The 22774-nt window shown below is 58.2% G+C and carries 17 protein-coding genes; 15 read left to right on the forward strand and 2 right to left on the reverse strand.

Features of this window, described 5'->3' with window-relative positions:
• Positions 1-94: 94 nt before the first annotated feature.
• The 6 genes from ACP154_RS03850 (at position 95) to ACP154_RS03875 (ending at position 7640) form a co-directional block, all read left to right on the forward strand.
• Positions 95-712 carry a polysaccharide biosynthesis/export family protein gene (locus ACP154_RS03850; protein WP_424993765.1) on the forward strand — a complete coding sequence of 206 codons (618 nt, stop codon included), beginning with the start codon at positions 95-97 and terminating at the stop codon, positions 710-712.
• Between the two features lie 21 nt (positions 713-733).
• A complete protein-coding gene (locus ACP154_RS03855) occupies positions 734-2569 on the forward strand; it encodes an O-antigen ligase family protein (RefSeq protein WP_421856563.1) in 1836 nt (611 codons plus the stop codon).
• Between the two features lie 175 nt (positions 2570-2744).
• Entirely contained in the window at positions 2745-3188 is a 444-nt protein-coding gene (locus ACP154_RS03860; protein WP_421856560.1) for a hypothetical protein, read from the forward strand.
• A gap of 95 nt (positions 3189-3283) precedes the next feature.
• Complete coding sequence (locus tag ACP154_RS03865; protein WP_421856558.1) at positions 3284-4558, forward strand: outer membrane beta-barrel protein; 1275 nt, start codon at positions 3284-3286, stop codon at positions 4556-4558.
• A 79-nt stretch (positions 4559-4637) separates the two neighbouring features.
• Positions 4638-6860, forward strand: coding sequence for a polysaccharide biosynthesis tyrosine autokinase (locus tag ACP154_RS03870; RefSeq protein ID WP_421856555.1), 2223 nt, complete (start codon positions 4638-4640; stop codon positions 6858-6860).
• A 33-nt stretch (positions 6861-6893) separates the two neighbouring features.
• Positions 6894-7640: a metallophosphoesterase family protein gene (locus tag ACP154_RS03875; RefSeq protein ID WP_421856552.1), complete on the forward strand. Its 747-nt coding sequence runs from the start codon at positions 6894-6896 to the stop codon at positions 7638-7640.
• Between the two features lie 13 nt (positions 7641-7653).
• Here the strand turns inward: ACP154_RS03875 and ACP154_RS03880 are convergent, their stop codons facing one another.
• Positions 7654-8160, reverse strand: a complete 507-nt coding sequence (locus ACP154_RS03880) for a transglutaminase-like cysteine peptidase (RefSeq protein ID WP_421856549.1) — start codon at positions 8158-8160, stop codon at positions 7654-7656.
• A gap of 711 nt (positions 8161-8871) precedes the next feature.
• On the opposite strand from ACP154_RS03880, the gene galE reads away from it, so the two are divergent.
• A complete protein-coding gene (gene galE, locus ACP154_RS03885; protein WP_421856546.1) occupies positions 8872-9858 on the forward strand; it encodes a UDP-glucose 4-epimerase GalE in 987 nt (328 codons plus the stop codon).
• 1755 nt (positions 9859-11613) lie between these two features.
• On the forward strand, positions 11614-11970 hold the full coding sequence (locus tag ACP154_RS03890) for a hypothetical protein (protein WP_421856543.1): 357 nt from the start codon (positions 11614-11616) through the stop codon (positions 11968-11970).
• A gap of 285 nt (positions 11971-12255) precedes the next feature.
• Here the strand turns inward: ACP154_RS03890 and ACP154_RS03895 are convergent, their stop codons facing one another.
• Entirely contained in the window at positions 12256-12834 is a 579-nt protein-coding gene (locus ACP154_RS03895) for a hypothetical protein (protein WP_421856540.1), read from the reverse strand.
• A 102-nt stretch (positions 12835-12936) separates the two neighbouring features.
• Here ACP154_RS03895 and ACP154_RS03900 point away from each other — a divergent pair, with 102 nt between their 5' ends.
• The 7 genes from ACP154_RS03900 (at position 12937) to ACP154_RS03930 (ending at position 22743) form a co-directional block, all read left to right on the forward strand.
• Positions 12937-13710: a hypothetical protein gene (locus ACP154_RS03900; protein WP_421856537.1), complete on the forward strand. Its 774-nt coding sequence runs from the start codon at positions 12937-12939 to the stop codon at positions 13708-13710.
• Entirely contained in the window at positions 13703-15922 is a 2220-nt protein-coding gene (locus ACP154_RS03905) for a Mu transposase C-terminal domain-containing protein (protein WP_421856534.1), read from the forward strand. The genes ACP154_RS03900 and ACP154_RS03905 overlap by 8 nt, the downstream gene beginning before the upstream one ends.
• Positions 15915-16811 carry an AAA family ATPase gene (locus ACP154_RS03910; RefSeq protein WP_421856531.1) on the forward strand — a complete coding sequence of 299 codons (897 nt, stop codon included), beginning with the start codon at positions 15915-15917 and terminating at the stop codon, positions 16809-16811. Before ACP154_RS03905 ends, ACP154_RS03910 begins: the two co-directional genes overlap by 8 nt.
• 16 nt (positions 16812-16827) lie before the next feature.
• Positions 16828-19026, forward strand: a complete 2199-nt coding sequence (locus ACP154_RS03915; RefSeq protein ID WP_421856528.1) for a TniQ family protein — start codon at positions 16828-16830, stop codon at positions 19024-19026.
• Between the two features lie 496 nt (positions 19027-19522).
• Positions 19523-19789, forward strand: coding sequence for a spike base protein, RCAP_Rcc01079 family (locus ACP154_RS03920; protein WP_421856525.1), 267 nt, complete (start codon positions 19523-19525; stop codon positions 19787-19789).
• Positions 19786-20484, forward strand: coding sequence for a hypothetical protein (locus ACP154_RS03925; RefSeq protein WP_421856522.1), 699 nt, complete (start codon positions 19786-19788; stop codon positions 20482-20484). The genes ACP154_RS03920 and ACP154_RS03925 overlap by 4 nt, the downstream gene beginning before the upstream one ends.
• A 522-nt stretch (positions 20485-21006) precedes the next feature.
• Positions 21007-22743, forward strand: a complete 1737-nt coding sequence (locus tag ACP154_RS03930; RefSeq protein ID WP_107711729.1) for a sulfate permease — start codon at positions 21007-21009, stop codon at positions 22741-22743.
• Positions 22744-22774 lie beyond the last annotated feature (31 nt).

Raw genomic sequence — 22774 nt, forward strand, 5'->3', positions numbered from 1 at the left:
GGCTCCTGGCGCATTCAAGTCCTCGCCAGATATGCTTGAAAACATCGCTCAAGCGTTTAGACCTACTCGGAAGACGCTTCTGCAGCATGGCAGGATGCGCGGACTTGAGGGTGAGGGCTACACGATGTTGCTGCGAGCAATTGCGATCATTTCAGCGATCTTGATCCTGGCGGGATGCGCCACCAGCGCTGCGCCTGCGCCCGACACCGCCCTGGATCCCGCCGCATCCGCCGGTACAGAACCCAGCCTCGCTCCCGCTTATGTTCTTGGCTCGGGCGACCAGCTGCGCATCATCGTGTTCGGGGAAGACAACCTGTCGGGCGAGTTCTTCGTTGACGGCGCCGGAATGGTGTCCCTGCCGCTCGTGGGCGAAGTCCCGGCCGCCGGTAAGACGGTCGCGCAATTCCGCAGCGATCTGGAGAGCCGACTGTCTGACGGCTACCTCAATGACCCCCGCGTCAGCGCGGAAGTGCTCAACTATCGCCCCTTTTACATCCTCGGCGAAGTCGAGGAGTCGGGCGAGTATCCCTACACGGACGGTCTGACCGTGATGAACGCCGTGGCGCGAGCAGGCGGCTTCACCTATCGCGCCAACACCCGCACCGTATTCATCAAACGCGCCGATACCGACGCCGAGGTGGAACTTCCCCTAAACGCTACCTTGAGGGTCATGCCGGGCGACACCATCCGGATCGCAGAGCGCTTCTTCTAGGCCCGAAACCGGGGCGCAGGCATGCTTCGATCCTTGTGGCCCACTGCGACTTCGCTTGCAGTCATAGCGCTCGCAGCCCTCACATTGGGCGCGGACCAGCCCTTGGCTGCGCTCGTGTTTTCCACGCTCTTATGCGCTCTGGCCGCATTCGCTCTGGCCCTGCCCGGAGCGCGGGTCAGCGCCTTGGGAGCGCTGTGGCTGCTGGGCGGCGGCACGCTCTATGTCATCGGGCTTATCAAGGGCTGGGCGTCAACCGGAGCGGCGGAATACGCCAGCCTGATGGCTGGTGCCAGTGTGTTCATGGTTGCGCGCCAGACAGCGCTCAAGGCCGACCACGCGGCGTGGGTTATCATCCTAACCCTGAGCATGGGTGTTTTGATAGGGCTTGCAAGTTTCGTTGACTTTTTCCTAGACCCCACGACCCTGTTCGGGCTGGAGCGAGCCTATCGGATCGATCGCCTGTCTGCGCCTTTCCTCTCGGCGAACACTGCGGCGACCTTCTATGGGCTCATCGGGCTTCTGGCCCTCGCCAGCCTGTTGCGCGCGATGAAGCGCGGCGGCCGGGCGGATGCGCGCATCCAGCGACTGTCCCTGCCCGCCACGGCCCTTCTGGTCTGCGCCAGCTGCCTTTTCCTCTCAGGGTCGCGCGCCGGCATCAGCCTTTTTATGCTCAGCACGCTGCTGCTTGTGGCATGGGATCGGGCCGCCGCCTGGCGCGCACGCCTCGGCCAGCCAGAGAGCTCCCCGCACTTGAGGGCAGGTCAAGGCCTGTGGCGCACGCTGGCCGGGCCCGGCGCGCTTCTGATGCTGGGCCTTGTGATGTATGGCGTGTCTGGCAGTCTTTATGCCGACCGTCTGGCCCAGGACGGGATACTCATTGGCGATGATGCGCGCGGCGCCATGTTCACTCGGTATCTTGAGGGGATCTGGCTCTATCCTAGTCTGGGCTCTGGCTTGGGAAGTTTCGCCTATATCAACGACTTTCTTGCCCAGGCCGATGACGCCCGCCTGATCACCAGCCAGAACGCCGCACACAATATCGGCTTCCAGTGGCTGTTCCAGACAGGCTTCATCGGCGCTCTGGGAGCCCTTGCCTTGATGACCGCGCTGCTTCTCGACATTCGCAAAGGCCTGGCGCGGCGGCGCAGTCAGACGCTGATCCTGCGCGCCGTCCTAGTTGTCGCAGCCTTCGTCATGACCCATGGCATGGTCGATTATGCGCTAGAAATCCCTGCCTTCTTCTGGCTTTTCGCGCTTGTTCTCGGCCTGGGCGCCGGGGTTGCAGCAGGCGGCTCCTCCGGACGCAAGCGCGCATCCGGACCCGGCTGGCTCAGGATCGGGGTCATCGGCGCCTTGTTGCTCAGCGCCGGGTTGAGCCTTTACGCCGGGCTGGACCGCTACTCTGCGCACTCGTTCGCCCAGATGGATGATGCGCGCTTTGTCGCCTTTTCGACCCGAACCGAAACCCTGAGCGGCTCCCCCGCCAGGCTGGAAGCCATCGGGGATCGCGCCTTGCGACTGGAACAGCCTGACCTTGCGCTCGCCCGCGCCGCCTTTCTGATGAGTCTCGACAAAGAGCCTCGCAGCGGCAAGGTCTGGGCGAAACTGGCCTATGCCAACTACGCCATTATTCCCGTCATGGCTGGCGAGACAGAAACTGCACTCAGGCAATCTTATTATCTCCTACCTTATGGCGACGATGAGTTCCGGTCCTGGCGCCTGGCTTTCGCAGCGCAAACCTGGAACGGCTTGCCCGAGGATCTAAGGTCCATGGCCGAGCGTGAAGCCCGCATCCTGTCCAGAAGAGAGGCTGAACGCTGGCGCCGTGAGGTCGGGATCGATAATCCAGAGCCCTGAGGGAGGGAAATGCTCCGGCACCGCCTTCACTCGCGCAAAACTTGTGTTGCGCACCTGCAACATCGCGCCGCGGGCGTGGAGAATCCGGAAAACCGACTCGCCCCTGACGTTCAAAGCTGGTACGGTTGTTCTAATGGTTTTTAACCAATGGGCACTCCTGCACGAGGGGACAGGCATGAAACACAATCTTTTCAAGGGTGCGAGCTCGGTTCTTGGCGCGATCGCCATTGCATTCGCTGCACCTGCGTTCGCATTCGCACAAGTGCCTCCGGCGGCTGGGGAAACTCAGGCCATTGACGCGACTGCGCTTGCCGGCATCGTTCAGGCTGCAATCGATGCGCTTCCTGAGGACGCAACAGAAGAGCAGATCGAAGCTGCTATCGCAGCTGCTGTGGCGGGTACGGGCGCAGACGCGGCCACTGTGGCTCAGGCCATGGTGATTGTCGCCACCAACAACGCCACCAACCCGTCGATCGTGATCGCGGCGACCAACGTCGCCACCAACCCACCCAGCCAGACGCCTGGCGGCGTCACCGCCGGCGGCGCGCCGGCAGGCGACGGGGCAGGCTCACCGCCCCCGGCTGGCGGCGGCGCGGGCGGCGGCACCTCGGACTACTAGGCCGGGCGTCGACTGAACCATAGTCGGGCGGGGTGCTCATCGCCCCGCCCTTTTCATGACAAGAAGACCGGCCTGCGCGCTGGTGGGGGTTTACTATGATTTTGAAAGCGACCAGCCTCGTCCTTCTCAGCTTCGTCGGGTTTGCGCCCGTCGCAATCGCCCAGGCCGACCGCGCAGACAGCATGTTCGAACGCGACCGCAATGTCAGCGTCCAGCAACGTCCGCGCCCTGACTACACGGCGGGCGGCGTGCAGAACGGCGCTTTTCTTTTCTATCCGGAGCTGACCCTGGGACTGGAATTCACCGACAACGTCTTCGGCACCTCCGCCAACGAGGAATCCGACACGATCGCCATTCTTCGCCCGGCGCTGAATTTCGACACGACCTGGTCGCGTCACGCCCTCTCCGGGGACATCTCGGCCACCCGCCGCGAACATTTCGACTACTCTGACGAAAGCGTATGGAACTATACGGGCGGCCTCGGCGGACAGCTCGACATCAATCGCGAAGCCAACATCAATGCGGGCCTGCGGTACTCCAACCTGACAGAACCGCGCACCTCTGCAGGCGCTGCCGGTCAGGCTGCCGAGCCGATCGAGTATGACGCCTGGACCAGCTTCATCGGGGCAGAGCGCGCCGCCGGTCGCGTGAAACTCCAGGGGCGCTTTGACTTCAACACCTTTGATTATGATGATGCGCCGCTCTTCGGCGGCGGCATCGCCGATCAGGATTTCCGTGATCGCGAGGTCTACATTCTCTCTGCGCGTGGCGATGTCGCTATCAGCCCGGACACGGCCGTCTTCGGTCGTCTGCGCTACAATGAACGCGCTTATGACCTGGCGCCGCCGAGCGTGCCGATCCTGCGCGACTCTGAAGGCTACATTTTTGATGTCGGCGCCGACTTCGACATCCGCGGCATGGCCCGAGGCATGATCGGTATCGGCTACACCGAGCAGGATTATGATAGCGCGGCCTTTGAGAACATCGATGGTCTGAGCATCGAGGGCCAAGTCGAATGGTTCCCCACCCAGCTCACAACCGTGACTTTCAATGCGTCCCGTTCGGTCGAGGACTCCGCCATCGCGGGCTCCGGCGGATTCTTCGCGACCAGCGCAGGTGTCAATGTGGACCATGAGCTGCGTCGCAATGTGATTGTCTCGGCCGGCTTCAGCCTTAGCGAAGACGACTATTCGGGCATTGATCGCACCGATGAGCGCCTCAACATCACCGCTGGCGTCACCTATTTCCTCAATCGCACGGCAGGCATTCGTGCGAGCTATAATTATCTGGACCAGGATTCCTCAGGCGCAGCCGGAAACCAGGACTATACCAAGAATATGATTGGTCTGAGCCTGGTTCTTCGCCGCTAGACTCGACTCCAATCTCTTTCCGACTGGCCCGCCTCGTGCAAGACGAGGCGGGATAGTCCTTTGACGAAACAGTTGCGCCATGTCTGATGTGAACCCGCCCTCATCGTCTTCTCAGATTGATGATCTGATTGACATTCGTGAGCTAGTTGCGGTTTTCCGCAGACGGTTCTGGAGCCTGCTCGCGGCGGGCTTTCTCACCTTCGTGGCGGTGGTGATCTTCACGCTTCAGGCGACCCCGCTCTACACTGCGACTGCAAGCGTCGTGTTGAATGTCCGTCAGTCGCAGGTGGTCGATATCGAGGCGGTGCTCTCGGGCATGCCGCCCGATTCCGCCATGGTCGACACCGAGGTCGAGGTGCTGCGCAGCCGCTCTCTGGCCGAAACCGTCGTGGACGAGCTCGATCTGACGGCAGTGCCGGAATTCAATGCGGCGCTCTCTGACTCTAGAGGCCTACTGAGCGGCCTCAAATCCTTTGTCAGCGCGCTACTTCCCAGACGCGATAGCGACCAGCCGACGTCGGAGGAGCAAGCTCAGCGCGAGCGCGGAGCCGTAGTTAACGCCCTGCTCGAGGCGCTCAGCGTCCGACGCGCAGGGCTGACATACGTTATCCAGATCTCGGCGACGTCCCAAACGCCTAGTCTTGCGCGCGATATCGCGAACGCCTATTCCGAGGCTTACCTGACCTCTCAGCTTGAAGCCAAGTTCGACGCCACCGAGCGCGCCAATGAGTGGCTCAACGATCGTGTGGAAACCCTGCGCGACGAAGTTCAGGCGCGTGAGGCTGCCGTGGCCCGTTTCCGCGACGCTAACGGTCTGATTGACGCTCAGGGCGCGACCGTCGCAGAGCAACAGGTTGCGGATCTGAACAGTCAGCTCGCTATCCAGCGCGCAGAATTGTCCGAAGCCCGCGCCCGGCTTGACGCTGTTCGTAGCCAGCTCCAGCGCGGCGTGGCGTCCGACACCATCGCCGAAGTTCTCGCCTCCGAAGTGATCCGCGAATTGCGTCGACAGCAGGGCGAAGTCGCCCGCCGCCAGGCCGACCTCAGTGGCCGTTATGGGCCTCGCCACCCGGAAATCCTGACCGTCCAGCGCGAGCTTGCAGACATCAACTCCCAGATTGAAGCGGAGATCGGGCGCATCGTCGCCAGCCTGGAGAACGAAGTGAACGTTTCTGCCCAACGCGTCAGCTCCTTGCAGAACAGCCTGCTGGAAGCTCGGGGCGAGCTTTCAGAGAATAATAGCGCCATTGTCCAACTGCGTGCGCTTGAGCGTGAGGCAGAGGCCAGCCGCGCCCTGTTCGAAAGCTTCCTCAACCGCTTCCGTCAAACCAATGAGACCGAGGGTCTTGCTGAAGCGGACGCCCGTGTGGTGGCCCAAGCCTCCACACCTCAAACCCCAAGTTCCCCCAACGTCATGCTCAATCTGGCTTTAGGGATCGTTCTGGCCGGCATTGCAGGGGTTGGCGTCGTCTTTGCGCTCGAAATCTTTGATAGCGGCATACACACAGACGCTGATATCGAGAAGCAATTCGGCTTGGCGCATATCGCCTCTGTCCCGCGCCTGAAAGTAGGGTTGGCGGACCGGATCAGCGGTAAAACCATTGATCCAGGCGAGTATGTGCTCGCCAAGCCTTTGTCGAGTTTCTCTGAGAGCTTCCGCACAATTCGCTCAGCTATCCGGATCAGCGGTATCGACAATCAAAATACTGTCGTTGCGATCACCTCCGCCGTGCCTGGTGATGGCAAGACCACAACTGCGCTGTGCCTTGGGCGCGTTTCGGCGATGGCGGGGTCTCGCAGCATTGTTGTTGATTGCGATCTTCGACGCCGGCTATTGACTGAAGCGCTCCATCCTAATGCCAAGGAAGGCTTGCTTGAAGTCCTGTCTGGTACGGCAAACCTTGAGGACGTCATCGTAAGCGACGCAGACACAGGTCTCGACGTTTTGCCCGTTGCGCAAACAACATTTACACCGCGCGATGTCTTCGGCTCATCCGCTTTTGAAGCGCTGCTTGATCAGCTGCGTCAGCGCTATGATCAGGTCATTCTTGATACCGCCCCTGTTCTGGCGGTGGCGGATACGCGCGCGATCGTCTCAAGAGCTGACGGGGTTCTGGTCGCCGTGCGCTGGAAGAAGAGTTCGACCAGCGTGGTGCGTAAGGCCATCCATGAAATCGAGGCCTCCAAGGCCAATATCCTCGGCGTTGTCCTCAATAATGTCGATCTGGAAGCTCAAGCGCGTTATGGCTATGATCAGGGCGGTTATTATTATCGCTCGTATCAAAAATACTATTCAGATTGACCCGGCGCAGACTGAGAAGGTCATAGACACAAGATGAAGTCATTCATCGATCTGTTCCGACGCAAACGGTCCTATGCGCCCCCCGACCTAACTGTTTACGCGATTGGCGACATCCACGGCCGCAAAGACCTGCTTGAGCGTCTTGTTCCCCTCATAACAGACCACGCAGGCCACTCGGATTACGAGTTGGTCTTTTTAGGCGATTATATTGATCGCGGCCCGGACTCGGCGGGCGTGGTGGATTATCTCATCCATTCAGACACACTGTCTGGGATTGATTGCACCTATCTGAAAGGCAATCACGAAGCCACATTGCTTGAGTTTTTGGACACGCCTGAAGTCGGCGCGTCCTGGAGCACCTATGGAGGCTTTGAAACCCTGCTCTCTTATGGCGTCCAGGATGTGAGGCTTAGCAAGGACGAGGCTGCGTGGGCGAAAACTGCAAAGGCATTATCTGAGAAGCTTCCAGCTGAGCATCTCGCCTTTTACCGATCGCTCTCGAGCTTCGCGATCCGTGGTGATTACTTCTTTGTACACGCTGGCATAGACCCCGATAAAGCTATAGACCAACAGACAGATGCGGAGTTTCTCTGGATCCGGGATGCGTTTCTGAACGATACGCGCCAGCTTGATTACATGATCGTGCACGGGCACACGCCGCAATCCGAACCCAGCAAGGATAACAGACGGATTAGTCTGGATACGGGCGCCTACCAGACCGGCGTTCTGACCGCCGCAGCCATCAGCTCTGCAGGCGTCGAGTTCATTTCAACGCGCTGAGCCTCATCAGCCGTCAGCCTGCTGTATAAGACGCAGAAGAAGCGCCCAGCGGATCATTTGAGACCGACGACCATTCAAGCAGACTTGGCCCCGTCTGAAGCGAGCGCCACTCATATCGGGTTTGCCCCACCGTGAGGATATGAGGCGACACGCTATCGAGCACATAATCTCCCGCCTCAAGGCGCAAGATCAGGACAGCGTGCAAACCCGTGCCTGGTGACCAGGCTGTCGCCATGCGCATCCGGTCAGCGGGTGCGCCAGCCTCCAGAAGCGCGGCACGCTTTTCAAGCGCGAAGTCTTCACAATCCCCGTAAGTGACGCCTTCCGATCGGATGGGCAGAACCCAGCGTTCTTCCATGTTCCAGGTCAGAGCATCGCTTCGATAGGAGATCGCGGTGTTGATCGCGGCGTTGACCACATACGCCATAGCGAGCAATTGCTCATCAGAATACTCTTGTTCAGAAACCGCATCAGATACCTCTGGCGTCTCCTCCAACACAGCTGGAGAAGACTTGCTCATGTCTTTATTGTTCGTCACCAGCTCTGCGTCGACAAGTCCGCAAGCCTCACGGTTTTCCATACAGAATGCGAACGCGCCTACGGGAGGCGCCGTCACCTGATGGGCCACAAGGTGAGGCGCGCCGGGCGTGGTGGCTGAGCAAGCCGTCAACCACAGACCTGCCAGGGCAAGGCCAAGAAGAGACAAAAGGGTGGGCCGGGACCGTTGCTCATTCTGAGTGGACACGTCTGTTCTCCTGCGTGCTTCTGCGCACGAGGAGACTGGCCTTTTAACTTATAAAATTCGTACTATTTACTTGCTTAATATAAATTTACCCTAACACTTTATTTATTTTACTTGAGAGTAACCTTAAGACTATCTAAACTCAAGTTTCCATTTAGTGCATTGTTCTAGATGCTCTTTTTCTCGCGTACACACAGATTTCGTCTAATGAGGGGCAACTCGGAGCCGCAGCGGCTCCAAACTATAGTGGGGAGCCTGTGCTTATAGATAATGACGCATTAACCCAGAGCCCGTTTCCCTGGCGCCGGTGAGCCGGAATTACGAGCGCCCTGAAGGCCGCAGCTCATCATCCTGCGTGAGAGACAGCCGCAGCCTCACTGACCGGCGCCCCCCCGCATTCCTTGCGCTTCAACTTGCGTATTATGCAACTATTGCGCTCGCGCTTTCCGCTCGCCTTCTTTACACTGCATCGCAGTAATGGGGGCCTTGATGCGAGTATTAGTCGTTGGCGGCGCGGGCTATATCGGTTCGCACATCTGTAAAGCGCTCGCTGAAAGAGGCGATACCCCGATCGTCCTCGACAACTTGTCTCGCGGTCATCGCCACGCGGTGAAATGGGGGCCTCTGATCGAGCAAGATGTACGCAATGTCAGCGCCGTGACACAGGCGATGTCAGACCAGGGCATCGACGCCGTCATGCACTTCGCCGCCAATATCGAGGTTGGTGAAGGCCAACGTGAGCCGCTGGCGTTCTGGGATAACAATGTCGCTGGGGTCGTTGCACTGCTCAAGGCCATGGAGCGCTCGGATGTGCTCCATCTGGTCTTCTCGTCCACCTGCGCCGTCTATGGCGAGCCCCAAACGCTTCCTATCACCGAGGATGAGCCCCGAACGCCGGTCAATGTCTATGGCCAGACCAAACACGTGGTCGAGCTGATGCTTGAAGATGTCTCATCCAGAGGATCGCTCAAATACGCTGCGCTTCGCTATTTCAACGCGGCTGGCGCGAGCCCGGATGGAGAGATCGGCGAAGAGCATGACCCGGAAACCCATCTGGTGCCCAACGCGCTCAAGGCCGCGGCCGGTCTGGGCGGCCCCATGCACCTGTTCGGCGATGATTACGATACGCCCGATGGCACCTGCGTTCGCGATTATATCCATGTGATGGATCTCGCCCAAGCCCATCTCCAGGCGCTTGATCGTCTCAAGGGCGGCGCTCAGTCATTCGCCTGCAATCTCGGCACGGGCAAAGGTATCTCGGTCAAGGAAATCATAGGCGCAGTCGAACGCGTCACCGGACGCCCCGTCCCGCATTCAATTTCCCCGCGACGACCGGGCGACGCGGCGCAATTGGTGTCCGACCCCTCTTTGGCAGATGAGCTTCTAGGATTTAAGCCTGCTTTGTCAGATGCGGACACTATCATCGAGCATGCCTGGGCATTTCATGCGCGACGTTGGGGCCCACACCCCTCATAAAGCCCGCTCATTGCCCCTCATTTCAATCCTCATGAGGGGGCTGTTAGAGGCAACAGCCCGTTAGCTTCGGCAATCCTGCTCGCACAACCAAACCCTTCCAACATTCCAGGACATCATCCGAGATCATCCGCCTGGCGATGATGATGTACCTTCTGTTCTCGCTGTCGCTGCGCATTGTGTAGGAGTTCCTTCACGTGCACGGCATCGACATCAGCTACGACCCTTTCTGGAATGCTGCCATCCCTTCAAAGACGCCCACGCCTCGGTGATCACCGAGGCGTGGGCCGCACTCCTAAAGTACTGTGCCATGCTAATTTTCGACATCGGTTCGGATTAACTGGCATCACCACCTCACCGCATAGCAAGGCTAACGCTGACCTCTTTGAATTCCGAATTGAATGCCTTGGGCAGGACTTCGTTGTGAACGCTCAGCCAGGCACGCAATGCTCCAAAGCTCAAGATCAAGGGTTCACGGTCGACCCAAGCGCTCCGCCCCGGTATGGGCTCAATAAGGTGAGGAAAAAAGCCTAGACTTGGACCCTCTTCAGTTGTCGGCCTCAAGTAGCCAGCGATAAGATGTACAGTCCCCAGGATTTCCGGCTTCAGATCAGCGAAAACGTGTGGCCCTGAAGGACTCTCACATTTCATCCTCACAGTGCTGAACGGAACAACCGTTGGAATTGCATCAAGGTCCTTACGCTCACTCGGGTCAACATTGAGTCCAGACAAAGGCGACCAAGAACAATCAACATACCTATCGCCAGCCAACCGCATTGCTGGCACCATAATCCCTTCGCTCATGACACTAGTCGGCACCCATGGATTTGAGCTCCGCATAACGTAACTCAGATCGGGTATGCGCTGCATATTATCGGCAAATGCGCGCGGGTCGCACGCCGTGATAGCTGTGATCATATTCACACGTCCATTGGGTATAAGTTATTTTTGGGGGAAAGGCGCGCCCCGCGCGACCTTGATTTAACTATATCAAATAAAATTTGAAGTTCAATTAGTTTTTCCATATCACCACACATGCACGTGTTGACAAAACGTAATGTAGAATCTTATCGGCATAATGCAAAGTAGTTATCTATATGAATTTGGAAGCATTTTCTGTACTTTAGAAGCGATAGGCACTATGCTCTAATATCAAGGCAACGCCACCAACAAGTTAAACCCAAGCTTCCGGCTAACAGGAAGCCGAAGCCCCTTCCACTCTTGTGGAGCACCTCACGCTTCTCTGCGACGGCTGGATTGGCCGACTTGCTTCTCAGGACATAGATCGCTCTGCTCGCGTGATCCTGTTCCTCCTCAGCGCCACCAAATAGGGAACCGACCGTTCGATCTGTAATGCGCCGGCTGGTCTCGTCCTTATAGATTGCGCGCTGAAATGACCGGAGAAGCAAACTGTTCTCGCCCTCATTTGATCAAATCACGCGCAAACGGACGTACATCTATCCATGCGGCAGCCAAATGCGCGCTCCATGGTGGCTCACGAGCTCATTTCCAGAAGGCTTTCGTTCCGTCAACGCCATGTTGACAGAACGAAAAGTCAATTAATTCAATAAATTGATTTGACTCCTGTGCCACCTCTCATCACACTTATCATCGTTGCCGCCTCACCAGGAAAGACACTTCAAAGATGAGCTGCTGCATGAAAGGACGGGCACTCAAACCCGGTCTTCGCCTCATGGCGCTTTAGCTCATTGCCCCTGCACCGGGCCGACAAAACAAAAACAGCGAGACCATTTTCCAATGGCTGACCAAGTCGATATTTCGCACTGGCGGATGATTGTAAAAGCCCTGCGCAAGGCTCTTCAGGATCGCAAGGTGGAGCTGTCAGAGGATGATCTGGCTTACGTCGCCCGGTTCTTCCTGGAGCATCTGGAAAGCCGATCTTTGCACGTGGTTCCGGCGACCCCAAACAAACGGATGCTCGAGGCGTCCATGAATGCGCTAAGCGCCTCCAATCGACCGAGCGTCCGGAACATCGGCACCAAGCGCAAACATCGCTGGCGCCTTGCCGCCTCACTGGAGGCCGCCCCGAGCTGGCGTGAAGGCGCAAGGGCGGAAGGATACATGCCCTTCAGCCCAAGCGAGCCAGCCGACTAAATCTTACTCATTGACTATAGAATTATGCCAGTCTCCTCATGCGGTGACGCCTAAATCATGGTGCGCCACTCAGGAAGCAGGAGGTTTGGGTCGAAGAAATCCAATCTTTCATCCCAGCGAAGCTGAAGCCCGAATTCACGACAGCTGACCACGTATCCAGGGCACGGGTAAGCGTAACCCCCTTCCTTGCCGCAGATCGCTGCAACCCGCGAACTTTCTGTGGCCTGACACAGGATTAACACAACTTGTGTCTCACTTCATTTCGACCGCCAAAGCAGACTACCCCTAAGGATTTCCGACACTTATCTTGAATAATGGGCCATGAGCCGCTTCCACGATATTTCGTCCTAAAGCGACCAGATTGATGCTACGCGTGACTATGGGGCCATCCTCATCTGCAACCTCGGTGGAACCATGACGAAGGTTCGGGCAATCGCGATCGCTCCAAAAAACAAACGTAAATGGTTTTTTGCCCTCAAACTGGGCAATGCTCAGCGCTGTTTCGTGGTCATCATCAAATTTCTGATGGAACGCGCCTACAGCCGAACGCGGCCCGACCACCAAGAGCGGGTCAACACCAGCGACTTCCGACAACAACGCCCAATAGATCACACTCGAAGCCGCGTCGGCTCCGATCTTGCTGCTTTCGCTTGGAGGGTATCCTAAAAACGAAGCCCAAGCTCGAACGGCCAGCGCCGCGATTGAGCGGACCTTCATTTTGCCGCGCGGCCCGTCCGGTGGTGAAAGGTGACCGCGCTGGCGCCAGTTACGTTGCCCGTCCATCGCTAGGGTCGACATTTCCGAAATCGATTTAGGGCCGAACTCTATTTCTTCAATATCTACAATTACATAATTCAATTTCATTGCACCCTCCAAACTATAGTTAACTTGGCACAGCGCGAGCGGCTCGTCAATTTTTAGAAATTGACGTTGACGATTTTCAAAAATTGCTGCACAGTATGCGGCATGACTGATCCTAAGACATACGACGGCACGAACCACGCCTGGACTGAAGCGCGCAAAGGCACGCTAGCCGCTCTAGGTTTCGAGGTCGGCACCAAGCCCACTCGCGATTGGAAGCCCGGAAAGGTTTGGGTTGCGCGCGATGGCATCTTCCCGAAAAGCTCGAAATGCCGAAACCGACACGCAGCCTTTGAAAGCCGCTTGGAGGCGGTGGCGCACCTCCACCTCTCGGTCGATTATCGAATTCGGGAATATGTCTGCCAGCCGGAGGCGCTGTCCTATTGGATGCCCGATAAGAATGGCGGACTAACCCCGCATCAATATACGCCAGACTTTGTCGCGCTCACTCAAGCAGATGAGCTGCTAGTTATCGACGCAAAAGCTAGGTGGTTTTGTGAGCAGGACAGGTGGCGGCATCGAGAACCCTTCATCCGTGAAGCCTGTCAAACGCAATGGAGGGCGGAGCTTGTAATCTGGTCAGAAGCTGAGCTGCTCGCCGAACCGCGGCTGTCCAACGCTCGTACGCTCTACCGGCACCGCTTCGCGCCGCAGGACAAAACCGTTGAATTTGCCGTCAGGGCTGAGATCGCCAGAGCTTCTGACCAAACCTCAATCGGGGCTATTTGCAGCGCCGTCTGCGAATCTGTCTGTGTAGACGAAGCACGCTGCTTCTCAGCGATCATGCGTCTGGCGTTGGGCAATGAGGTTGAGATCAGTCAGGACTGTAGGATTGATCGCAACTCCCTGGTGCGCTTGGCAGGGGTACGCGATGACTGAGACTATAGAGACCCACGCTCTTGAGCCTGGAGCCTATCCAGCATTGCGGCTTTCGTCTGGCCAGCAAGTCTGGCTCGACCAAGAGGAGTTTTTTGTCCAATCCAAGCAGGGGACAAAATGGCTCTTAGTCCGCGCCGAGGATAATGAGCTGAAGGTACTCGAGAATACCGAACTGCTGCGAATATACGGTGACGGGGCGTTAAAGTTTAGATCGAGGCGCTCAAGAACGGCTCCGCTCTCGCCCATCAGCGATACGATAACAGATCCAGCTGCAAAGGATGTGGCAGCGCGTAAGCATGCCTACGTTCAGGCCGCGCTGAACCATCCAGAGGGCTTTCGAAGGTCCAAGCCTTGGCTGAAGAAAACCATTCAGTCCACAGCGGCGCGGCTGGCGGATGACAATCCCCCCTCACCTGGTTCGGTCCTGAACTGGGTGGAGCGTCACAGAGCTTATTTCAACGAGCTGGGGCTGGCGGCGTATGCACCAAGACATGACCTGAAAGGGAGCCGGGAGTCTCGCCTGCTTGCACCGCAACAGGAGGCCGTAGAAGTCGGCGTAAACCGGTTCCTCCAAGGCGGGACCGCAGAAGATGCCTTCTGCGAGGTCCAGAAGTTTATCGATGATTTCAATTGCTCTCGACACGGACGCACGTTCTGCAGCTCGCTCGAGCCTCAGCATCTCGACTCTAAAGGCCGCCTGGTTTGCCCAAGCATCTCTACTTTTCGTCGGGCCTTACGGCAGGTTTCCCCATTCGTCAGAGACACAGCTAGAGTTGGCCGCCATTACGCAAAGAAGCGTCATCGCACCTACCAAACCAGGGCGCGACCGCAACGACCCTACGAAGAGGTGGAGGTCGACTTCACGCCAGCGGATATCGTCCTCATAGCCGATAACGGCACCCACCTTGGTCGCCCCAATGTTATTATGTTTAGAGATCGTGCAACGGCGATGATTATCGGTGTTGCGGTGACTTTCGACGAGCCGAGCTACGCCTCCGTCATGGAAGGCCTTAAGCACACGATCTACCGCAAGTCCATCAGCCACATCGAGGGGCTGTCTGACGAAGACTGGCCCTGTATGGGGCGGATTGACCGTCTTTTTATCGACAATGGTCGTGAGTTCGCCAATGGGCAGCTCGTTGCAGCGGCCACTGAGCTCGGTTTCGAAATTCACCGACTACAGCCACGAGAGCCGTGGACGAAAGGCGGGAATGAGCGGGTATTCGCGGACTACGCACGCTTCGTACATCAGTTCGCCGGAACGACGATGTCTAACGCTGTAGTGCGCCGCGATTTTGAAGATCTGGATCCACCCGTTCTGACACTGAAAGAGTTCACAGACCTGACGATCAAATGGATTGTCACCGTCTTTAATCGTTCGCTGAACAGGACCCTCGGTGACACGCCCGGCGTCGGAAAGGCTCCGATCGATGCTTGGCGCGATAAGGTCGATATGCTGGATTTTCCAGCGCTGCCACACCGTGAGCTATTCCTTGCATTGGCTGGCCAAGTCACTGAACGCACCGTTCAGAAGTACGGTGTCGAATGGGACCACATCACTTATTGGTCACCAGAGCTTGATCGCATTCTGGCTCACCCGGACCACCGCTCGATTTCTCGCGGTAAGGCTTCGGCCAAGTACACTGTCAGACGTGACCCATATGACCTTTCAAAGGTCTATCTGAGCAACCACCATCAAAATGAAGTGATTGAGGTTCCAGTCTGCCAAAGATGGCAAGACTACACAAAAGAGCTCACGGTTTTCCAACATCGTGCGTGTCTGGAGCACGCGCGCGTTCGGGAAAGCCAGAGGGCGCAGCCAGACGCGTTATGGCGAGCGAGGCAGGAGCTGACCGAGATCGCGAGAGGCGCTGTCGACACCACCAAACGCAAGAAAATCGATCGGCAGCTCAAGCGCTTCCTTTACGGCAAACAGCACCGTGAGATTCAGATGCGTGAGACGATCCGGAATATCCCGGTGGCTTCAGAACCGATTCCGCTCTCTCCCATCGTTGAAGAGCCTACCTTCGTGCGCGCGTCTGCTTCAACCGGTGGCGACAAGATCTGGCCGAATGATCAATCCGAGCTGTGGAGGGATGCGACGCTCCTTCAAGACGAGCAGCCGGACCGGCCGGAGGAAGATGTCGACGACCTCAGCGAAATTCTTCGCGAAGCAGCGCGTACAGAGAGCGGGAGACGAGACGATGCATGACGGCCTCTTCAGTGAGCGCGCAGAAAAGCATGCGCAGCTGCACAGCATATTCGTGAATCATGCCCGAAACCGTGAGGTGATGCGCTTCATCAATCGTGCGTACAAGCCAGTTGAAGGCGGGCTGCACGGTCGCGGGAACATTTCCGCTGTCATTGGGCCGAGCCGGACCGGGAAGACCTACGGGGTGCAGCAGTTCGTTTCCGATTACGCTGAATACATCTCGAATAATGGAGTGAAGGTCCCGATCGTCGTCGTGGACTGCCCAGTGGAGGGCGGCGTTCGGGCAGTGCTCGAGAGCTTCACGGACGCCCTTGGGATTACTGTGTCGCCCCGGACAACTAACGCAAACCTGATGCAGATGATCTTGCGTGAGGTCGTAAGGGCGGAAGTCGAGTTCGTCATCATCGACGAAGCCCAAGAAATGTTTCCGGAGAAGAACAAGCGCCTCCTGTCCTTTGCGCGCTCGTTCCTGCGCAAACTCTTGAATCTACGTAGGTTCAATATTGTGTGCATCGGTTTACCGGAAACATATTCGATCATCGCTGAAGACAGCCAACTCATCGGGCGCGGTGGATTACCCTACAAGTCCGTTCAACCCTATGACTGGAACGACCCAGATGATCGCAAAAACTTCAGAGTCTTATGCCAGAAGTTTGATGAAGAGCTGCCCTTTGAAAGCTCAGGCTTAGTTGAATTGGATTACTCGTCCCGACTGTTCAATGCGTCTCTGGGCAGTATTGGCCTGCTGAAGAACCTCATACTGGCGGCCGGTGAAAGTGCACTCAACGAGGACTCTCCGCGGATCGAGCGGCGCCACTTCGCCGAGGTGTACGACGAGCGCAAGCGCCCTGGTCAGACTTTCAATCCGTTCCGGCATGAAATCAGCTAAGCGTGAGAGGGAAAGCATGACCATTCATAACATCAACCCGCTGAATGAACTGCCAGTTAGACGCTGGCCTGAAGCCTCGCTCAGCGAAGAGCCAATCTATGGCTGGATAAGCCGCCTTGCAGAAGCAAACTACGCGTTCAGCACGGTCACGTTCCTCCAGTCGCTGGGGCTAGGCGGGATCGACTGGGATTATGATGAGCAACTTGGTTTCGCTCAGGGGCTGCCAATCCAAGGACTCAGTGAGCTGGCCCACTTCACGCCCAAGAAGATCGACGGCGGTTATGAAATCGCTGGCGAGCGCCTTGCCAGCCGTCAAATCCTGAAGGGAGCTCGACGGGTCTGCCCGGCCTGCCTCGCGGAAAGCCGGCACGTCCGCAGCTGGTGGGACATTGTGGCGGTACAGGCCTGCCCGGATCACAACACTCTGTTGATCGACAGCTTGCCGGATGACCCCTTGGCATGGTCCGAACCCGTCATTGGAATGACCCGCGCCGGGGTCAGGATTGGACTGGAGCACGCAATAGATCATCCAGCCAGCCTACTCGACCGGACGATCGTCGACCGTATACGCGGTGTTCCGGATGGAGATGAAGGTTCTCAAGAGTTCGAGCCGCTTGAAGACTTACTGCAGGCAGCTTCAGTCTTGTCTCGGATGCTCAGTGCAACGGAGCCGAAGCCGGCAAACCCTACTGAAATAAGGCGCACAGCTCAGACCGGTTATGATATTCTAACAAAAGGCCCTGCAACGATCATCTCTACTTTAAGGGGCGCTGATTGGCTTCAGCCCGATAGCGATAAGGAGCGCTATGACGCTCGATGCCATTATCTGCCTCAACTACTTGCAACCGTGAAGTCACCGCAGTTGAGGGCATTGCTTTCAGATGCCTTCGGGGAAGCGAGAATTGCAAATGGCTTAGCGACGCCGTCTGGAAAACTCGCTCGATATGACGGTGCAGATGGCTTTTGGACGCTGTCATCCGCCGCGGCTCAACTACAGCTTGAGACCAAGTACCTGAAGAAAGCTATGGCAGCGGCTGGTGTGTCCTCAGATAGGTGTCCGAACACGCGCGCCCACAGACTGAGCGACCAAGACCTTGTACAGGTCAGAATCCACCTCGAAGGTTTACTCTCGACCCAAGATGTCGGGTCGCGGTTGGGGTGCTCGACAGAAGAGGTGGAAGATCTCGTAAATCGCCGCACACTACAAATGGAGTTGCGGCGCGGCGAGTGCCGATACTTCACCTTTGAAGCGCTGACAGCTTTCGTAGAAAAAGCTCTGGATGTCCGTAAAACCAACCTTGAGCCTTATGGGATCAGCCTGGCCGATTTTGCTAATCAAGCTTCGATCCAGCGCTCTGAGGCTTACTCGATGCTCATCAGAAATCAGAAGATCGGTGTGCTCGAATACGATGCAGATAAACAATTTTTTGACGGCTTAAAGGTCGCTTACTTTCGAAATACTCGCCTTCGCCCGGGCGCTCAGGTGCGTGACGCGTTGACCCGCGCCCAGGTGAAGTCACGTCTAGGTGTGTCTAGCGAAGGGTTAGCTGAGCTAATTGCTTTAGGCTTTCTCCGCGAGCGTATTGATGGGAACGATTTACCGCGGATTGACCAAGAATCATTAGATCGGTTCGAGGCGAATTATGTTCGAGCCTCGATGTGTGCCCCGGTTCTGGGTTGCACTCCACGGGCAGCTATGAAGCGTCTTCGCGAGCGTGGTGTTTCGGCGATTAACAGCTATGGGCCTGGAACCGTCTGCTATGTGAGTAAAGTCGAAGTGCATGAAAAGGTCGGTGTTCAGGTGGATGGCCATGCTCATGACGAGCGCCTGACTTCCTTACGTGACGCGCTTCAGTCGCACCTCGTGACGAGACACATTCCTGCTACCGTCCGATTGACCTGCGAACCGACTTTGGTGGTCGAAGCAACATCGCGAAAATGGTCGTTCGATATTCGCGCTATTGCTCGCGAAGAGACCGTCAAACTGCGGGCACGCTTCAGGCAGGGGAAAGAGGACCGCCGACTAAGAGAGATCCGCGATCAGCAGATTGAACCGGAAAACATTTGGCCCGGTGCAGAAGTTGAAAGCCGATCAGGCGACGGCTTCGAGCTGCAGGAGGCGGCACCACTTCCCGGCGATAAAGATAGCAAAGAAGCGCTTGCATTATTGGATCTGGTCGCACGCCGCGCGCTCGAGCTTCACGAAATCCTCTAAAACCTTTCTCAATCTTGTGACCGCGCTCGCGCGGTCCTTTTTTTGATAGAAATTGTCCAACTTTCATTGACAGCTGGGCGGATTGTCCAAGCATTTAGAATACTCAGTCCAAAGACGCTGGACGTGGCGGAGATTTAAGCCCCTGATTTTTTTATAATAAAATCCAAGCTAATCTGACGCCCAACATATTTTCTCCTTCTCCTCCGCGTCTGCCCCGCCAATCCTCGCTGAGGCTTCACGCGGACTTTGCACCCGTCATCGGCGTGGTTCATCGGTTTCACCATGAGCAGCATGCGATCGGCCTTGAGCCTTCAGCGCGTCACGACCGGGACCGGGCAGTCCAGATGACTTGTCCCTGATGGCGCCTGGGCGTTCGCGTTTGACGCCAAGGCCTTCACCTTCATCGGTTTGCAACGCATCCCCAGGGGTCTCGCGCGCAGCTAGTCTTGATCCGTCTGGCGCCCCAAGCGGGCATGGCTGAAACCTGGAGATCCTCATGACCGACACCCTCTTCGCCCATCGCGCGCGCAGCGCCATGGGCCCGCTGACCCGCGCCGCGTCAATCACCCCCGACGACGCTGTCGACCTGCCCTTTGAGAGCCGCGCGCTGATGGTCGCCGCGGCGGGCGACCTCGCCGTCATCACGGCTGATGGCGATACGCTCGTCCTGCCCGCCCTTCGCCCGGGCGTCATCTATCCGCTGGCGCTGACGCGGGTGCGCGCCAGCGGCTCCACGGCGTCCGGCGCGGTCGTGCTGGCATGATCGGCGCAACCGTGTTTTCCGGCGCGTCGGCGCCCGCCTGGACGCCCGACCTTCTTCACCCCGGCGCGATCTGGTTTGACGCCCGACTGCCCGACACGATGACAATGGATGCGCAGGGCCGGGTCTCGCACTGGCGAGACGGCGGCGGGCTGGGTCATGTCCTGCGTCAGGATAACCCGGCCCATCAACCCGTTTGGAGCGCGGGTCAGCTCAGCTTCACCCCGGACCAGCATCTGTTCGCGCCCAGCCCGTTGCCCGACGGCGCGCCCGCCACCCTGGCGCTGCGGCTGCGCGGTGCGCCCGGCGGCGCCTGGGACAATCCCGTCTCCTGGTGGAATGGCGCGCCCGGCACGGCGCTCTCCATTGGACCTGACCTGACCTGGCGCTGGTACGCCGCGCCCGGCATCAACGCTTGGGGCGACGGCGCCGTGACCGTAGACACGCGCTTCATCCTGAGCCTGGGCGCCAACCGCGCCCAATTGATCCGCAACGGTCAAGTCCGTCAGGATAACGCCCACGCCGGGCCTGGCGGCCTGATCACAAACGGCGGACAGATGGTGCTTGGCGCGCGCGGAGCCGCTGACTCAGCGGGCGGCCCGGTAGAGGGCTGGGGCGGTGCAGTCACGGCCTTCGCACTCATTCCTCAGTCTCATTTCGACGCCCTTAACAACGGCCTTTATGACTGGCTGGCGTGAAGTGGTAGTTCCTTCTGAAGCGCTTACTATTGTGAGAGCATGCGTTCAGCTGAGTATCGCCTCTAAAGCTCGGCTTGTACCTTCTCCATGTTCTGCGCGTCTTTAGTTTGACTCATCACATGCTGAATGGCTTGGCCGTACGCTACAGTATCAACACTGGGCGCAAAGTACCTATTTTCCATGGGCTTGGATACGCGCACTTATCGCAAACGGCGCGGGCGTGTCTCGACTTTGCGCCGACCCAGTCTGACGCCAGAACCATCATTGAACACGCCTGGGCGTTTCATGCGCCCCGGTGGGGCGTGTCGCTGGATTAACCCTATGCGCCTGACGAAATGCAGGCTGAAAGCCCTTCAAGCGGCTGTCGCTTCGGCGACATGAAGCCGCAGGTCGGCTTTGATGTTTCAGGGGATTACAGGCTGACATAGTCTTCAGACGGACCGATACTGCATCGCAAAGCGGCGATGTCAGGCGGACGCTGTGTTGCCCCCTGCGAACACCGTTGAAAGGCGACCCAGCCCCATGGCCGACTTCAAACGCTATTTCCCGATCTTCGAATGGGGACGCAGCTATGACACAGCGGCGCTGGGGCATGATCTGACAGCAGCGGTGATCGTCACCTTGATGCTGATCCCGCAATCACTGGCGTATGCGCTGCTGGCGGGCCTGCCGCCCGAGGCGGGGATTTACGCCTCAATCGCGCCCATCCTTCTGTACGCCCTGTTCGGAACCAGCCGGGTGCTGGCGGTGGGGCCGGTCGCCGTGGTGTCATTGCTGACCGCCTCCACCATCGGCCAAGTGGCCGAAGCCGGAACCGCGAGTTATGCGGCTGCAGCGTTGACGCTCGCCTTTCTGTCGGGCGGTTTTCTGGTGGTGCTCGGCCTTTTAAGACTGGGGTTCCTGGCGAACTTTCTCAGCCATCCCGTCATCGCCGGCTTCATCACCGCTTCCGGCGTTCTGATCGCCGCAAGCCAGCTGAAACATGTGCTGGGCGTGCCAGCTGACGGCCATACGCTCATCGAGATGATCCTCTCGCTCGTCGGCCATGCCGGCGATATCCATGTGCTGACGACCGCCATTGGACTTGGCGTGATCGCACTCCTGTTCGGGGTGCGGTCGGGCTTGAAGCCTCTTCTGACCCGGCTCGGCGTGAATATGCGACTGGCCGATTTCATCACCAAGGCCGGGCCTGTGATGGCGGTGGCCGCCACTACAGGGCTCGCCTGGGGGTTTGATCTGGACGCCCGCGGCGTCGCGCTAGTCGGCGACGTGCCCCGGAGCCTGCCGCCCCTGACGGCGCCGGACGTGTCGCTGGAGCTGATGCGCGCCTTATTCATTCCCGCCGTGTTGATCTCGATCATCGGGTTTGTGGAATCGGTCTCTGTGGCCAAGACCCTCGCCGCCAAGAAGCGCCAGCGCATCGACCCGGACCAGGAACTGATCGGACTGGGCGCAGCCAATCTGGGCGCAGCGTTCACCGGCGGGTACCCGGTCACGGGCGGCTTCGCGCGGTCGGTGGTCAATTTCGACGCCGGCGCGCAAACCCCCGCCGCGGGGGCCTTCACCGCTATCGGCCTCGCGCTCGCCGCCATTTCGCTAACCCCGCTGATCTATTTTCTGCCAAAGGCGACTCTGGCGGCCACCATCATCGTCGCGGTGCTGAGCCTTGTGAATTTCTCGATCCTGAAATCGACCTGGCGCTATTCCACTTCCGATTTCATTGCAGTGTTCGCCACCATTTTGCTGACCTTGTCGCTGGGCGTGGAGGTGGGCGTCGCATCGGGCGTGGTGTTGTCGGTCCTGCTGCACATCACCAAGACCTTTAAACCCCATATCGCCGAAGTCGGGCGCGTGCCGGGCACCCAGCATTTTCGCAACATCCACCGTCACGCCGTTGAGACCGCGCCCTCGCTGTTGACGCTGAGGATTGATGAGAGCCTGTACTTCGCCAACGCCAATTTCCTGGAAGACATGATCCTCAACCGGCTCAGCCGCGACGCCGGGACGATCCGGGATGTGGTGCTGATGTGCTCTGCGGTGAACGAGGTGGACTATTCCGCCCTTGAAACGCTGGAGACGCTCAACGCACAACTGTCGGAAATGGGCGTCCGCCTGCACTTGTCAGAGGTGAAGGGGCCTGTGATGGACAAGCTGAAGGATACGCATTTTCTCAAAGCCCTGAGCGGTGAGGTTTTCCTCTCCCAGCATGACGCCTGGGCGGCGCTCAGTGATGAGACGCCCCAGGCGGGTCCAGCCTGACACGCGCTCAACGGCGCCGGACAGGATCAGA

This window comes from Oceanicaulis sp. (assembly GCF_965249665.1).
In the GTDB taxonomy this organism is placed as follows: Bacteria; Pseudomonadota; Alphaproteobacteria; order Caulobacterales; family Maricaulaceae; genus Oceanicaulis.